The 15235-nt window shown below is 72.1% G+C and carries 12 protein-coding genes; 5 read left to right on the top strand and 7 right to left on the bottom strand.

Annotated elements, in window-relative coordinates; genetic code table 11:
• Nucleotides 1–4 precede the first annotated feature (4 nt).
• Both IE318_RS33075 and IE318_RS33070 read left to right on the top strand, forming a co-directional pair.
• Nucleotides 5–664: a sulfotransferase family protein gene (locus IE318_RS33075; RefSeq protein ID WP_189906280.1), complete on the top strand. Its 660-nt coding sequence runs from the start codon at nucleotides 5–7 to the stop codon at nucleotides 662–664.
• Between the two features lie 18 nt (nucleotides 665–682).
• Nucleotides 683–1291 (top strand): dTDP-4-dehydrorhamnose 3,5-epimerase family protein, encoded by a 609-nt coding sequence (locus IE318_RS33070; protein WP_189906278.1) that lies wholly within the window; start codon nucleotides 683–685, stop codon nucleotides 1289–1291.
• A gap of 88 nt (nucleotides 1292–1379) precedes the next feature.
• Here IE318_RS33070 and IE318_RS33065 read toward each other — a convergent pair whose 3' ends face one another.
• Nucleotides 1380–2381, bottom strand: a complete 1002-nt coding sequence (locus IE318_RS33065) for a Gfo/Idh/MocA family protein (RefSeq protein ID WP_189906276.1) — start codon at nucleotides 2379–2381, stop codon at nucleotides 1380–1382.
• Between the two features lie 196 nt (nucleotides 2382–2577).
• Here IE318_RS33065 and rfbA point away from each other — a divergent pair, with 196 nt between their 5' ends.
• On the top strand, nucleotides 2578–3447 hold the full coding sequence (rfbA, locus tag IE318_RS33060) for a glucose-1-phosphate thymidylyltransferase RfbA (protein ID WP_189906274.1): 870 nt from the start codon (nucleotides 2578–2580) through the stop codon (nucleotides 3445–3447).
• Between the two features lie 260 nt (nucleotides 3448–3707).
• A complete protein-coding gene (locus IE318_RS33055; protein WP_189906272.1) occupies nucleotides 3708–4784 on the top strand; it encodes a nucleotide disphospho-sugar-binding domain-containing protein in 1077 nt (358 codons plus the stop codon).
• 191 nt (nucleotides 4785–4975) lie between these two features.
• Here IE318_RS33055 and IE318_RS33050 read toward each other — a convergent pair whose 3' ends face one another.
• Entirely contained in the window at nucleotides 4976–6151 is a 1176-nt protein-coding gene (locus tag IE318_RS33050) for a glycosyltransferase (RefSeq protein ID WP_030183991.1), read from the bottom strand.
• Between the two features lie 243 nt (nucleotides 6152–6394).
• On the opposite strand from IE318_RS33050, the gene IE318_RS33045 reads away from it, so the two are divergent.
• Nucleotides 6395–6658 carry a hypothetical protein gene (locus IE318_RS33045; protein ID WP_030183994.1) on the top strand — a complete coding sequence of 88 codons (264 nt, stop codon included), beginning with the start codon at nucleotides 6395–6397 and terminating at the stop codon, nucleotides 6656–6658.
• 79 nt (nucleotides 6659–6737) lie between these two features.
• On the opposite strand, the gene IE318_RS33040 is transcribed toward IE318_RS33045, so the two are convergent.
• From IE318_RS33040 to IE318_RS33020, 5 genes are all read right to left on the bottom strand, one after another.
• Entirely contained in the window at nucleotides 6738–8675 is a 1938-nt protein-coding gene (locus IE318_RS33040; RefSeq protein WP_189906270.1) for a multicopper oxidase family protein, read from the bottom strand.
• A gap of 116 nt (nucleotides 8676–8791) precedes the next feature.
• Nucleotides 8792–10570: an ABC transporter ATP-binding protein gene (locus IE318_RS33035; RefSeq protein WP_189906268.1), complete on the bottom strand. Its 1779-nt coding sequence runs from the start codon at nucleotides 10568–10570 to the stop codon at nucleotides 8792–8794.
• Nucleotides 10571–10862: 292 nt separating this feature from the next.
• Nucleotides 10863–13631 carry an FAD/NAD(P)-binding protein gene (locus tag IE318_RS33030; protein WP_268256766.1) on the bottom strand — a complete coding sequence of 923 codons (2769 nt, stop codon included), beginning with the start codon at nucleotides 13629–13631 and terminating at the stop codon, nucleotides 10863–10865.
• A 268-nt stretch (nucleotides 13632–13899) separates the two neighbouring features.
• Nucleotides 13900–14793: an ABC transporter permease gene (locus IE318_RS33025; RefSeq protein ID WP_189906266.1), complete on the bottom strand. Its 894-nt coding sequence runs from the start codon at nucleotides 14791–14793 to the stop codon at nucleotides 13900–13902.
• A partial coding sequence (locus IE318_RS33020; protein ID WP_189906264.1) for an ABC transporter ATP-binding protein occupies nucleotides 14780–15235 on the bottom strand: 456 nt, incomplete at its 5' end. The genes IE318_RS33025 and IE318_RS33020, both read right to left, overlap by 14 nt.

The following is a 15235-nucleotide window of genomic DNA, read 5'->3' as shown; positions in this document are numbered from 1 at the left end:
CACCGTGCTCAAGCTCATCAACGCCGGCCTGGGCAGGACCGGCACGACCTCGCTGAAGGTGGCCCTGGACCGGCTCGGTCTCGGCCCCTCCTTCCACATGTTCGACATCGTCGGCGACGCGGAGCGGCTCAAGCAGTGGGAGCGCATCGTCTGCGACGGCGAGAGCCCCGACTGGGCGGCTCTCTTCGACGGCTACCGCTCAGCGGTGGACGGCCCGTGCGCCGTCTATTACCGGCAGATCAGCGGGGCGTTCCCGGACGCCAAGGTGATCCTCACGGTGCGCGACGCGGAGAGCTGGTACCGCAGCACCCACGACACGCTCTACCAGTTCGCCCTGCGCAGCACGGCCCAACCCCCAAAGCCCGGCAGCCCGCAGGCCCGGCTGTTCCGCGTCACCACCGCCATGGTCTGGGACGGCCTGTTCGGCGGCCGGTTCTCCGACAAGGACCACGCCATCGAGGTCTACCACCGGCACAACGAGGAGGTCGTGCGCACCCTGGGCGCGGACAACGTCCTCGTCTACGACGTGCAGCAGGGCTGGGAGCCGCTGTGCGCCTTCCTCGGGGTCGACGCCCCCCCGGAGGAGTTCCCGCGCGCCAACGACACCGCGTCCATGCGGCAGCGGATCGCCCGGGCCGCCGGCGCCGCGGCCGCGGGCGGCTGAGCCGGCGAGGAGCCTTCGGTGCTGATAACGGAAATGACGGTCCCCGGCGCCTACCGCGTCGAACCCGAGCCGCTGAGCGACCGGCGGGGACACTTCTTCGAATCCGTGCGGGCCAGCGCCCTGCTGGCGGAGGGCGGCTGGGAGTTCACGGTCCGCCAGGTCAACTACTCGGTGTCCCGGCGCAACACCCTGCGGGGCATCCACGGCACCACGGTCCCGCCCGGCCAGGCGAAGTTCGTCACCTGTGTGCGGGGCGCCGCCCTGGACATCGCCGTCGACCTCCGGGTCGGCTCACCGACGTTCGGCCACTACGACGTCACCCACCAGAGCCCCCAGACGGGGACGGCCGTGTACCTGCCCGACGGGGTCGGGCACGCCTTCCTCGCCCTCACGGACGACACGTGCATGAGCTACCTCTGCTCGCAGGAGTACGTGCCCGGGACGATGATCGACATCGACGCGCTCGACCCGGACCTCGCCCTGCCCTGGAACCTGAAGGAATCGCCGATCCGCTCGGACAAGGACGCCGCGGCGCCCACCCTCGCCGAGGCGGTGGCGGCCGGCCTGCTGCCCACCTGGGAACAGTGCCCGCCGCGCCCGCTCACCGCGGCACGGGCCGGACGATAGCCAGCGAGCGGCAGAGCGGCAGAGCGGCAGAGCGGCAGAGCGGCGGCCTGCGTCCAAGGACGCCGGCCGCCGCTCTGCCGTTGCCTCTTCAGCCGAGGGCCTGCGCGCGGATGCGGGCCATCAGCCCCGCCTGCCGCACCAGGTCGCGGTGGTGCGCCGCCCGCGCCGCCGGGTCGCGCACGGCGTCGTGGAACGCGGTGAACACGCCGAGGAACTGGTCCGAGGCCGGGGCGACGATCCGTATCTGGCGGTCCTTCTGCTCCAGCCGCAGCACCGGCCGGGCGCTGTGCGAGGGCGTGAACGCCCATTCCAGGACCAGCCGCCCCTCGCTGCCCCACAGGTCGTAGGTCGACCGGTAGCCGTGGGACAGGCCGAAGGAACAGTGCGCGGTGACCCCGTCGTCGTCGCCCAGCAGCGCCACCCCGGAGACGTCCACGCCCAGCTCCGGATCGAACGTCAGACCGGCCCCCAGCACCCGCGCCGACGGCGCCAGGTACTCCTGGGCCGCGCGCACCGGATAGCAGCCGACCTCCCACAGTGCCCCGCCGCCCAGGTCCGCCTGGTACTTGATGCCGCGCGGATCGGTCGGCGGAATGCCGAACGCGCCGTTGTAGGACCGCAGTTCTCCGATCGCCCCGTCGGCCACCAGCGCCTGTGCCTGCTCGTGCTGGGGGTGGCGGAGGAAGGCGAAGTTCTCCATGACGACCAGTGAGTGCTTCTCGGCGAGCGCGACGAGATCCCGGGCGGTGTCCTCGGCGGGCACCGCGGGCTTCTCGATCAGGACGTGCTTTCCCGCCTCCAGCGCCCGCTGCGCCCACGTGGCGTGCTCGCTGTTGGGCAGCGGGATGTAGACCGCGTCGATGCCGGGCAGTTCCAGGAGGTGCTCGTAGCCCTCGACGGCCGCGCAGCCGGCGGCGGCCGCCACGCCCTCGGCCTTCTGCCGGGAGCGGCTCGCGACCGCCACCAGCCGGAACGGCGAGCGGTGGATCGCGGGGAGGGCCCGCCGCACCGCGATGTCGGCGCACCCGATGATGCCGATACCGGCCCTTGGACCGGATTCGAGAACGGGCGTCAGATCTTCGATTTCCACAGGTCCACCTAAACGACGACAGTAAATGCGCATGCCTGAAACCGGTATGCCGTCAGCCTGAGTATGCGGACCCGTGTCTGTCAACAAACACGCTATTCAAGCCGGTGGGCTCCGAGGAGCCTTTCGGCCGGGTGGCGGCCACCGATAAAGTGCGGGCACCGCCCGAGCGGCACGAAGTTACTGAGGAGGCGCCACGGTGAAGGGCATCATCCTGGCCGGCGGCAATGGCACGAGACTCCATCCGATCACTCTCGGGGTCTCCAAGCAAATGCTCCCGGTCTACGACAAGCCAATGATTTACTACCCGCTTTCGGTCCTGATGCTGGCGGGGATCACCGAAATCGAGATCATCACCACGCCCGAGGACTCGGAGATGTTCCGGCGGCTGCTGGGCGACGGCTCCTGGCTGGGCATCACCCTGACCTACGCGGAGCAGGACAAGCCCCGGGGGCTCGCCGACGCGTTCCTGGTCTCCGCGGACCACATCGGGGACGACTCCGTCGCCCTGGTGCTGGGCGACAACATCTTCCACGGATACGAGTTCGGCCCCATGCTCCAGCGGGCCGCCCGGGACATCAAGGGCTGTGTCCTGTTCGGCTACCCGGTGCGCGACCCCGAGCGCTACGGCGTCGGCACCCTGGACGAGCAGGGCAGACTCGTCGCCCTGGAGGAGAAGCCCGCCGACCCGCAGACCAACATGGCGATCACCGGGCTGTACCTCTACGACAACCAGGTCGTGGACATCGCCCGGCAGCTGCGGCCCTCCGAACGCGGCGAGCTGGAGATCACCGACCTCAACCGCGTCTACCTGGAGCGCGGCCAGGCCCAGCTCATCCCGCTCGGCCGCGGATTCGTCTGGCTGGACACCGGAACCCACGACGCGCTCATGGAGGCCGGGGATTACGTCCAGGTCCTGGAACACCGCCAGGGCGTGCGCATCGCCTGCCTGGAGGAGATCGCCTGGCGCATGGGCTACATCGACCAGGAGTCCTGCTACCGGCTCGGCAGCCGCCTCGCCCACTCCTCCTACGGCCGCTACGTCATGGAGATGGCCCAGGCCGGCTGAGCCCCGCACCGCGTCCCGCAGACCCTGCACCCGGCTCCACAGACCTGACATCCCGCCAGCCCGGCGGTAGGCCCGGCCCGGCTTGGTCATCGCCGATCGGGCGCACCGATCGTAGTGCACGACTGTGGACGGGGTACGGCGATCCGCCCTGACGGCGAATCGCCGTTCCTTGCCCTGCTCCGCAGGGGTTCGATTCTCCCCCGCAAGCGGGAGGTACCCCCACCCCGCCCTGAAGGGCGGGGCTTCCTCGAAGGAGCCTGATGAAAACACTGTTCACCGTCGGTGGCAGCCAGGCGGCCGTCTTCGGCGTCGCCCCCCTCGCCGCCGCCGCCCGCAACGCCGGCCACGAGATCCTGCTGGCCGCCGACGAACCGCTGATGGCGGCGGCACAGTCCGTCGGGCTCCCCGCGGTCTGCATCACCTCCGAGCGCATGCGCTACGGCCAGGACGGCATGACGGCCGCCGCCCGCATCGACGCCCTGCTGGAACTGACCCGGCAGTGGACGCCCGACCTGGTCGTCGGGGGCCTGTCCCACGTCCCCCGGGTGCTCGCCGCCGCCCTGAAGGTGCCCTACGTCCGCCACATCTGGCACATCGCCCCGATGGCACGCCGGGACGTCACGGCGGTGGCGGAGCTTCAGCCGCAACTGGAGCGCCTCGGGCTCGCCGAACTGCCGGATCCCGACCTCTTCATCGACCTGTGCCCGCCGTCCCTGCGCCCGCCGGGCGCTCCCGCCGGGCGGGCGATGCGCTGGGTCCCCCGGGTGAGCCAGCGCCGGGTCGAACCCTGGATGTACACCCGCCCCGAGGGCCGCCGCCGGGTGCTGATCACCGCGGGCACCCGCAACCTGATGCTCGACACCTCCGGCAGCTCGCTGCGCCGGCTGGTGGACGAGCTGACCGGGGCGGGAGCCGAGGTGCTGATCGCGGCGCTGCCCGAGGCCGCCGAGCGCTACGGCGGGGAACTGGGCGACGTACGCATCGGCTGGATCCCCCTGGACGTCGTCGCCCCCACCTGTGACCTGGCGGTCCATCACGGCGGCGCGACCACCGCCATGACGTTGGTCAACGCCGGCGTGCCGCAGCTGATCGTCCCCGACAACGGCTACGGCAAGGCGGTCGCCGAGTCCCTCAGCGGCTTCGGCGCCGCGCTGCTGGTGGACCGGCACCGGCCGCCGGCGGGGCAGGACCCGGACGAGGTGGTCGCCGCGGGCTGCCGGGAGATCCTCGCCGAGCCCCGGTACGCCGAGCGGACCCGCACCCTGGCCGCGGAGAGCGCCGCGCTGCCCACCCCGGACGAGGTGCTGCGCGACATCGAGGCCCTCGCCGCCCGCTGACCCGTGGCCGGCCGCTGACCTGTGGCCGGCCGGGCGGCCCGGCCGGCCACACCACCGCCCGCACCGCCGACATCGCCCGCACCGCCTGCACTGCCGGCACCGCCCGTAACGCAAGTCGCCCTGAGACCGGCGGAGAAGCTCTCCGCGGTCTCAGGGCGACTCGCGTTGCGGGTCAGACGAAGCGCCGGCCCTCAGACCAGTGCCTCCAGCTTCGGCACGATCTCGGCGGGGGTGGGCAGCGTCGAGATCTCCTTGGCGATGAACTGCGTCCGCTCGGTGTAGCTCGGGTTCTCCAGCAGTTCCCGGCAGGCCGCGGCGATCACTTCGCCCGGCGCCTTGTCGGGCTCCTGCGCCTGCGGCCACAGCGTCTTGCCGGCACCGAAGTCGGTGATGGCCTTGGCGATGGCCTCCCGGTGGTAGTTCGGCGGGAACTCCGGCGGGTTCTCCGGGATGACCAGCTGCGGCACGCCGTTGGCCATGAGCGTCGTCGCGGTGGTCGCGCCGCCGTGGTGGACCGCCAGGTCACAGGTGGCGGCGGTGACGTCGATCGGGATCCAGCCGACGCGCGCGTCGCCCAGCTCGGCGCCGAACCGCTCGACGGCGCCCGGGTTCGCCGCGATCAGCGCCTCGGCACCCAGCTTGTCCAGCTCCTTGACCAGCAGCGGCATGGACCAGCCCGGGTCGCGGAACATCAGGCTGCGGAAGCCGGAGGTGATCACCACACGCCGGCGGCCCTCGGGCCGGGTGTACATCCAGCGCTCCAGCCGGCGCTGCGGGTTGCTGGGGATCCAGCGCATCGGCTGCGCGGCCGGGTCGTGCGAGGGCCGCAGCGACGGCGGGGTCGAGTCCAGGAGCAGATCGGGCTTGAGCAGCCCGTCCACGCCCAGCCGCTCCATCTCCGGCCGCAGTTCCTCCTCGGCGCCCGGGTCGATACCGGTGAGCGGAATGCCCAGGTACTCGATGTGGCGCACGTAGGGGACCTTCAGGTGGGCGGCGAGCAGCATCGCGGCGTAGCTCTGCGAGCTGCCCACGACCACGTCCGGGGTCCAGTCCTTGGCCAGCTCCAGCAGGGACTTCACCCCGGCCAGGCCCATCTTCGCGAAGCCGCGGCCCTGCCCGATCATCTCCTCGTCGCCCAGCTCCCGGGGGAAGCGCAGCCCCTTGCCCGGGTTGCTGATCCGCATGAAGTGCCGGATCGGGTCGACGGTGAAGCAGAACGTGGGAAGGCCGATGGCCTCCGCGGTCTCCACCCACGGCTCGTGGGCGGCCAGCATGACCTGGTGGCCCGCGTTGCGCGCGGCCGTCGCCAGGGGAGCAGCGGCATAGTAGGTGGCCTGGCTGCCCGTCGTTATGAACAGGATTTTCATGGCACTCCGGATGCTTTTCGTGGGACGCGGCCTGCAGCATTTGCGGAACAGTACCGATGGTCCGCAGCGCGGCCTTTCTCTGTCAAACACCGGCAATTGACAACCCCGTTCAATCGCGGATTTCGCGCAGTTGAACAGGGTATTCCCCGGGCCTCATTGCGCACCCTTCGGCCGCTGACCATCATGAGGTCGGTACGTGTGGCCAGGAAGCCTCAGAATACGGATACCGAAAGTCGGTGGCACATGAACAGCCTGATCTACGAAGCCCGGATGGCTCTCCGTGACGTCATGGAAGTGAACATCTACAGCCAGGGAAACGACAAGGTCTATCTGACCGTTTTCCCGGAGCTGGTCTGGGAGGGCACCGAGAAGACACAGCCGGAGAAGGTCGTCCGGAACGTCATCGGCCTCCTGCACGACATGAACCTGGACGTCGCGGGCGGCGATGCGGCCGTCAAGACCCTGCTGGACGAGGGCGCCGTGGAGATCGTCCGCAAGGCCGCCTGACCGCACCGCCGGAGATCCCGCCGCCCCGGCCCGCCCGAGTGCCCGCGCCGACCACCGCCGCGGGCACTCCTCGCCCGCGTCAGTGGTGGTGGCCGCCCGCGTGCTGGTGGCCGGCCGGACCGACCACGAGCGGGCGCACCATGTGCTGCTCGTGCTCCAGCATGTGGCAGTGGTGGACCCCCCGGCCGACGACGGGGAAGCGGACCGCCACGGTGACCAGCTCGCCCGGGGTGCCGTTCGGGCCCGGCCTGATCTGGCCGGCGGTGCCCACCCTGATGATGTCCTTCTCCCCGAGCTCGTGCGGTTCGAGCTTCGCCGCCCCCAGATGGGCGATCGGCCTGGCCGAGCCGCGCACGGCCTGGTCGAAGCCGCTCACGTCGTAGTTGTCGCGCGAGAGCACCTGGAAATGGGCCAGGTGGATGTGCATCGGGTGGGGCGAGGCGGCCAGATTGAGGTACTTCCAGATCTCCACGCCCTCGTGCGCCACGGTGAAGGCGCTGCCGTCGTCGTAGCGCATGGCCGTCCGGCGCAGCGTCGTGACCCTGCCCTCGGCGTCCTTGACCTGGACGATCCCGGCGGCAGGGAACGTGATGCCCTGCGCCTCGGCCTCCGCCACCTCCTCCATCTCCCACAGCTCGGGCATGTTCTGCGAACCCGGACCGGCCAGCACCACCCACCGGGCGGCGCCCTCGTGCGGCAGGTCGCCGGGGGCGGTCCGCCGGAAGGCGGCCGACAGCGTCCTGGGCGGCGTGAAGTGGGCGGAGGGCCTGCGGTCGGCGACACGGAACTGCATCACGTCGGGCTCCAGCAGATCGTGACGGGTACTGGACGCGCCGGGCGTGACGCCCTCCATCGTGTTGACCAGCTTCAGGGACCGGCCGCGGAACGCGCCGAAGTCGACCAGCACATCGGCGCGCTCGCCGGAGGAGAGGTTGAGCGCCCCGTCGACCGCCAGCGGCTTGTCGATCAGGCCCTGGTCGGTGCCGATCACCTGGAAGGCCCCGGGAACGGGCCGGCCGTCGGCCAGCAGCATCAGCCGGTAGATCCGGGAGTTCGCCGTGTTGACGATCCGGAACCGGTACCAGCGCGGCTCCACCTCGAGATAGGGCCACACGACACCGTTGACCAGGGTGTAGGGGGCCGCGAGGGCACGCATGAGCCGCATGCCGACCATCTCCACCTTGTGGACCAGGCGCCCGGTGAGGGCACCGGTGCCGTCCAGCGCGAAGTTGCGGTCGCTGAGGACCAGCGGCACCTCATGCCGTCCCGTGGGCAGGCCCAGCGCCCGCTCCTCCTCGTCACGGATGACGAACAGCCCGGCGAGACCGGCGTACACGCTGAAGCGGCTCACATGATGGGTGTGGTCGTGGTACCAGAGCGCCGTCGCGGCCTGCTCGTTGGGGTACGCCGACAACTGCACGTCGCCCGGGCCGACGAGGTTCTCCATCCAGCCGTCGTTGCCGCCGCCGGTGAGCATGCCGTGCAGGTGCACCACGGCCCACGGCTGCAGCCCGGCCACCCCGGGCACCTCCTGGCAGCCCTCCGTACCGGGATGGTTGGACAGCGGATCGGGCATCGGCCCGCCCATCTGGCCGAAGTCGACCGCGGTGACCGGGATGTTCCCCGTCAGATGGTTCTCCCAGGCCACCCGGAGCCGGCGGCCGCGGACCGTCTCGATCGTCGGCCCCGGAAAGCTGCCCTCGTACGTCCACATCCGCACCGGCGGCAGCTGCGAGTGCACGGTGACGTCGGCGGTGCGCATGCGCACGGTCAGCTCGTCGTAGCCGCCGCGGTCGCGGGGCCGCAGCACCGGCGGGGTGCGCAGCGGGTCCGTGAACTTGGTCAGCATCAGTCCGTCCGCCGACGGCTCCGGGCCGCCGGGGCCCGCGTCGTTCGGCGCGGCGAAGACGGAGGACGCGGACACGAGCGCGCCCAGTCCGGCAACGGCACCGCCGCGCAGCAGGGTGCGCCGGTCGATTCCGGGCGGGCCCGGTATTTCGTCAGATGCGGTCTTCATTCGCCGGATGGTAGGCACCCACCGCTGCAGAGCCGCTCGAAGCCGCTCGAAGTCCGCTTCACAAAAGGTGAGTTGACGCCGGGCGGGCGCCCCGGCCCGGCCGGGGCGCCCCCGTCCTACACGACGGCCATCTCGGTGTCCCGGCGGACGAGCGTGGCGTAGTGGCCGCCGAGGGCGAGCAGTTCGTCGTGGGTGCCGCGCTCGGCGATGCGCCCCCGGTCCAGCACGATGATCTCGTCGGCGTTGCGGACGGTCGACAGCCGGTGCGCGACCGTGATGGTGGTGCGGCCCGCGCTCGCCGCGTCGATGGCCTTCTGCACGGCCCGCTCGGTCTGGGTGTCCAGCGCGCTGGTGGCCTCGTCGAGCACCAGGACCGGCGGGTCGCGCAGGACGGCACGGGCGATCGCCAGCCGCTGCTTCTCACCGCCGGAGAACCGGTATCCGCGCTCGCCGACCACCGTGTCGTAGCCGTCGGGCAGGGACATCAGATAGTCGTGGATGTGCGCGATCCGCGCCGCCGCGACCAGCTCCTCGTCCGTCGCGTCGGGCTTGGCGAACCGCAGGTTGTCGGCGACCGAGGCATGGAAGAGGTAGGACTCCTGGGAGACGACGCCGACCGCGGCGGCGAGCGTGTCGAAGGACATCTCGCGCACGTCGACGCCGTCGATCGTGACGGTGCCGTGCGTCGCGTCGTACAGACGCGGGATGAGGTAGCTCAGCGTGGTCTTGCCCGAGCCGGTCTCCCCGACGACGGCCAGACTGTGCCCGGCCGGCACGGTCACGTCGATGCCGTCCAGCGTCGGCCGCTCGGCGCCCGCGTAGCAAAAGCCCACGCCCCGCAGCCGCACCTCGCCGCGCAGGCTCGCCGGCACGACGGGCCGCTCCGGCTCGGCGACGTCGACGGGCAGGTCGAGGTACTCGAAGATGCGGCCGAACAGCTCCAGTGAGCTCTGGATGTCCAGACCGATGGTCAGCAGCCGCTGCGCCGGCCGGAACAGGATCTGCTGGAGGGTGGCGAAGGCGACCAGCCCGCCGATGGAGACGGCCATGTGCCCGCCGCCGGCGGTCAGTCCCGCCACCCAGTAGATCACCGCCGGCATGGCGGCCATGACGATCCAGATCGTGGACTGGTACCACAGGCCCGCCGTGCTCGCGCGCACCTCGATGTCGGTGAGCCTGCGGGACTGCGCGGCGAAGGCGTCGCTGAGCGAACGCGACCGGCCCATGGTGTGCCCGAGCATGATCCCGCTGACCGACAGCGACTCCTGCACGTTCGACGACAGGTCGGCGAACTGGCGCTGCCGGGCCCGGGTCAGGACGCGCACCTCGTCCCCCACGTGCCGGCTGACCCAGACGAAGCCCGGCAGCACGAGCAGCGACGCCAGCGTGAGCCGCCAGTCCAGCAGAGCCATGGCGGTCACCGTGGTGATCACGGTCGTCACGTCCGACACCAGCGCCGTCGCCGTGGTCGTCACGGTCACCTGCATCCCGCCGATGTCGTTGGCGATGCGCGACTGGACCTCCCCGGTACGCGTCCGCGTGAAGAACGCCAGCGACATGCGCTGCAGGTGGGCGTAGACGGCGGTGCGCAGGTCGTGCATGACCAGCTGGCCGACCTTGGCGGACAGATAGGTCTGCCACACGTTGCAGGAGCTGTTGGCGACCGCGACGACCACCATGCCCAGAGCGAGCAGGGACAGCAGCCCGGTCCTGCCCTGCGGCAGCGCCACGTCGATGATCTCGCGGATCAGGAAGGGATTGACGAGCGAGACCAGGGACGAGCCCGCGACCAGGAGCGCGACGAACGCAAGGCTCCTGCGGTACGGACGGAACAGCTTGAGGATGCGCCGCTTGTGCACGGGAACGTGAGCAGTGGCCGGCCCGGTGGTGGTCACCCTGGTCTCCTTGTCTTCGGGTGGGAACGTGCGCAGGCCGCAGAACGGCTGCGGCCGCCTCTCACACGTGCCTGGCCGCAGTCGCCCACCGGGCGAACTCCTCCTCCGACAGCGGAGGCAGGCACGGCTGCTCGGCGGGCGGCATCGCGTACCCCGACCAGGGGTGGGACGCATGCGCCCCGAACCATCCGAACCCCATCCACATGAGGCCCTCGCCGATACTCCTGCCGATGGCCCTCACAGCGGATGTGTGCCGTGCCCGCATGTCGGTCTCCGTTCGCCGGTCAGCCATTCAGCGCCACCTTGTTCGATGCATCTCAAGGACCAGCGGGTGATCCGTCGAGTCCCGCTGGAGCGGGTGCCGGGCACCGTGGAGCGGCGGCGGGGCCCCCTCGGCGCCTCGCGCCGCACACCGCTCGTGCACCGTCTTAAGGCGTCGCCGGTCGAGCGGCGACGAGCGGCGCTCCAGCCGGGCCGACAGCAGCAGGGCGGCCCGCTCGTGCTCGCCCCCCTCGATCAGGGCGTGCAGCAGCGTCTCCTCCACGACCTCCAGCTGGGCCTTGCTGGCGCCCACCCGCGCGATCACGGGCAGCAGCGGTGGCAGCAGCCGCACCGCCTGTGGCCACCGCTGGCGCACCACGGCCGACAGCGCCGCGCACAATGGCGCGATCACCAGGGGGAGCACCTCGTTGCGGTGGGCGAGCGCGTGGGCCCGCAGCCGCCCGAGGGCGTCGGTGTCCCCGGCCGCGGCGAGGGCCAGCGCGCCGTGCAGGGCGGCGAAAGCCGTCGCGGGTGCCTCGACCCACTGCCGGGGAGCCGCCTGCAGCAGCTCGGCCACGGGCAGGGCGCCGCTCCAGCTGCCCGTCATGCGCGCACGCCACAGCAGTGCCGCGGAATCGGCCAGCAGCCGGCCTCCCTTCACCCGGGAGGCATCGAGCTCCCGGCGGTAGCGGCGCAGCAGCGCCGAACGGTCGTCGAGCGACAACTCGTGCAGGGCGGCATGCCAGGAGATGTGGGAACGGTGGCCCGCCTGCCGCCCGTGACGGTGCAGCCAGTCGTCCAGCCAGGCGATGCCCGCGCGGTGCTCGCCGGTCTCGTAGAACACGTGCGCCCGGGCGTGGACGGCATGCCCGGCGCGGGGCTGCGCGGCGAGCGCCCGGTCGGCCAGGGCCTCGGCCTGCGCCCAGCGCTCCTGCTCCTGCCGGACGAAGGCGAGTTGTCCCAGATACCACCAGTCGTCCCCGTAGACGGGGGCCAGCCCCTCGACCAGGGCCCAGGACTCCTCGGCGCTGGTCACCCCGCTGAAGGAGACCGTCGGTACGGCCGCGCTCACCGCCAGGGCGTCACGGGGGTGGGCGGCGATGTGGCCCAGCAGAGCCGCCTTGCCCCCCTCCTCGGTGCCGGTCAGCCGGGCTCGAACCGCGGCGACCAGGCTGCGCTCGCGCTCGTCGGACCGACGGGCCGCCGCCTGCACGGCCGCCTCCAGCGCACCAAAGGCATGCCCGCCGCCCGGGCCCTCGTGGCCGAGCAGTGCCAGCGCCGCGTGGCCGACGGCGAAGCCCGGATCGATACCGACCGCCTCACGCAGCAGCGCCTCGGCACCCAGGCTGCCCGCCAGGATGCGCTCCAGCGCCCGTTCGTACAACAGCGCCGCTTCGGGCGTCGTACTCAGCCGCTGGCCGTAGCGGTCGGCCGGCCGGGACGCCCGGCGGGCGGCGAGGGCCTCCAGCACCGCGCCGGCGACCTCGTCGGCCTGCGCCCGGATCTCCGGAACGGCGGTGGTCTCCAGCAGATTCCCGCGCCGCACGGCCCCGATCGCCCACAGCCGCGCGGCCGGGACGCCGGCCGCGGGCACCACCCGTCCATCGTCCCGGGTGTCGAGGCCGAGGTCGGCCGGGCCGGTCCGCGCACAGCCGCGCTCCAGCAGGCAGCGCACCAGGGGATCGTCCGTGCGGCGCAGGTCCATGCGCGCTCCGGTGCAGTTGACGACCGCGCCCACCCGCAGCCGCCTGCCGTCGCTCAAGGTGACGGCCACCGCGTCGTCGTCGGGCACGGCCCGGACCACCTCCGCGGCGGCCACCTGCAGCCGGCCGGAGGCCCGCAGCGCACCGAGTGCGACGGCCGTCGCGGGCGCAACGCGGTGGCGGTGCACCTCCCAGGTCCGCAGGTCCTCCTCCACAAAGCGCCTGCGGTCGGCCGTGGACAGCTGCTGCCACAGGGCTGCCGTCACCGGGCGCAGCCCGTCCATGGCGGGCCGCCAGTCCCCGCCAGAACGGCGGCCGGCCGCCAGATACCGCCGCACGCCGCGGCGCAGCGCGTCCAGACCGTGGGTAGCGTCCAGCTCCGGCGGCTGTGCCGCCGCAGCCGCGACGGGCAGATGCTCCTGGGGCAGGAGCCCGTGCCGGGACACCGCGTGCAGCACGCGGCCGGGGCGGGCCAGGGTGACGGCCAGGTCGACCATGGTCAGACCGGTGCCGACGAGCAGCACGTCTCCCTCCGCGGCCACGGCGTCGAGAGCCCCCGGCGCCCAGGGATCGGCGACGAAACGCCCGGACGCCCTGAGCTGGGGATCAGCCCAGGCATGGTCGGGGCCCAGGGTGCCCAGCGCCAGTACGGCGGCGTCCACCTGCAGCCCACCACCGCCGGCGAACCGCAGCACCGGCCCGGCGGACCGGTCGCGGACGGCGACGACCCGCTCCCGCACCCGGTGCAGCCGGGCGCGCCGGCACTCCTGCGCGGTCTGCTCCACGACATCGCTCAGATAGCGCCCGTACTCCTTGCGGGGGACGAAGTCACCCGGCGCGGCGTGCGGGTGCCGACCGGCGAGCCAGCGCAGGAAGTGCCCGGGATCATCGGGGAAGGCGCTCATGCGGGCGGCGGGCACATTGAGCAGGTGGCGGGGGTCGGACGTGCTGTAGGCGACCCCTCGGCCCGTGTGCCCGGCAGGGTCGATCAGCCACACCCCGATGCCGCGCCCGGACCGCTCGGCCTGCCGCATCAGTTGAACCGCCGTCAGGGCCCCCGCCGCGCCGGCGCCCACCACTGCGACGCGGCGCGTCACGCCTGCCTCCACTCGGGCAGGGCGCCGTGGCGGTCGCGGACCGGCGGCTCGGGCGGCCTGGCACATCCCGGCCGAAGGCGGGGCGGACGTGGGCTGCACCGGCCCAGGGTCCCGCCGATGGCTTTCACCTCGCATACGTGTCGTGCCCGCATGTCGGCCTCCTCGCGCCGGTCAACCGTTCACCGTCACCCTGAGCGACGCCTCTTGAGAACCGTCAGGCGATCGCTCGAGTGCGGCTGGAGCGAACGGGCGCCACGGCGCATCGCCGTCAGTGCGTGACCAGCAGGCCGCGGCTGCGCAGGACCCACCGCTCCAGCGGGCTGAAGATGAGCAGGTCGATGGCGATGCCGACGCCCAGGATCAGCAGGATCGCCTCGAACACCATGGCCATGTCGCCGGCGTTGCGGCCGTTCTCCAGCAACTGGCCCAGCCCGATGCCGAGGTCGGGGGAGGAGGCGATGATCTCCGCGGCCATCAGCGAGCGCCAGGAGAACGCCCAGCCCTGTTTCAGGCCCGCCACGTAGCCGGGCAGCGCGGCGGGCAGGACGATGTGCCAGGTGCCTCTCGGCCCGCTCGCGCCCAGTGTGCGGCCCGCGCGCAGGAACAGCGGGGGCACCTGGTCGATGCCGGAGACCAGCCCGTTGGCGATAGACGGCACCGCGCCGAGCAGGATGACGGCGTACATCATCGTGTTGTCCAGGCCCAGCCAGATCACCGCGGGTGGCACCCACGCCACCGACGGCAGGGACTGCAGGCCGGACAGGACCGGGCCGATCGCCGCCCGCACGGGCTTCACCCGCGCCACCAGCAGGCCCAGCGGCGTGCCGACCAGCAGCGCGAGGCAGAAGCCGAGCAGGCCGCGCGAGACGGACGTCCACATGTAGCCGAGCAGTTCGCCCTTCAGCCAGGCCTCCCGCAGCACGTGCCACACGTCGGCGGGGGCGGGCAGCCTGGTCGGGTCGTCGACGATCCGGAACGAGACCAGTGCCTGCCACACCGCCGGCACCAGCGCCACGGCGACGACCGGCGGCAGGACCTTCTCCACGAGGGTGCGGCGCAGGGGCCTGCGGCTGTCGGGGACCGTCTCCAGGGCGTCGAGGCCCGCCTCCAGCCCGGCGAGATCGCTGCCGCCGTCCTTGACGGAGGTGTCAGTGCCGGCCATGGCGGCGCAGCTCCCCACGCAGTACTTCGGTGATCTCAAGGGACAGCTGTGCCACGGGTGCGTCCTCGATCCGGCGTGGCTGGTCGATGTCCACCCTCCACTGGCGGGCGATGCGTCCGGGGCGGGAGGACAGCAGCACCACCCGCTGGGCCAGGCGGACGGCTTCGCGGACGTTGTGGGTGACGAACAGCACCGACACGCCGGTCTCCTGCCAGATCCGGGTCAGTTCGTCGTGCAGGACGTCGCGGGTGATGGCGTCCAGGGCGGCGAACGGCTCGTCCATCAGTAGCAGCCGGCTCTCCTGCGCCAGCGCGCGGGCCATGGCCACGCGCTGGCGCATGCCGCCGGACAGCTCGTGCACCCGTTTGCCGTACGCGCCGCCCAGGCGGACCAGCTCCAGCAGTTCCTCGGCCCGCCCACGCCGCTCCGCCTTGGCCACGCC

This window comes from Streptomyces spiralis, from assembly GCF_014654675.1.
In the GTDB taxonomy this organism is placed as follows: Bacteria; Actinomycetota; Actinomycetes; order Streptomycetales; family Streptomycetaceae; genus Streptomyces; species Streptomyces spiralis.
Note: the sequence above shows the minus strand (reverse complement) of the source record. Positions and strands in the feature narration are given on the sequence as shown.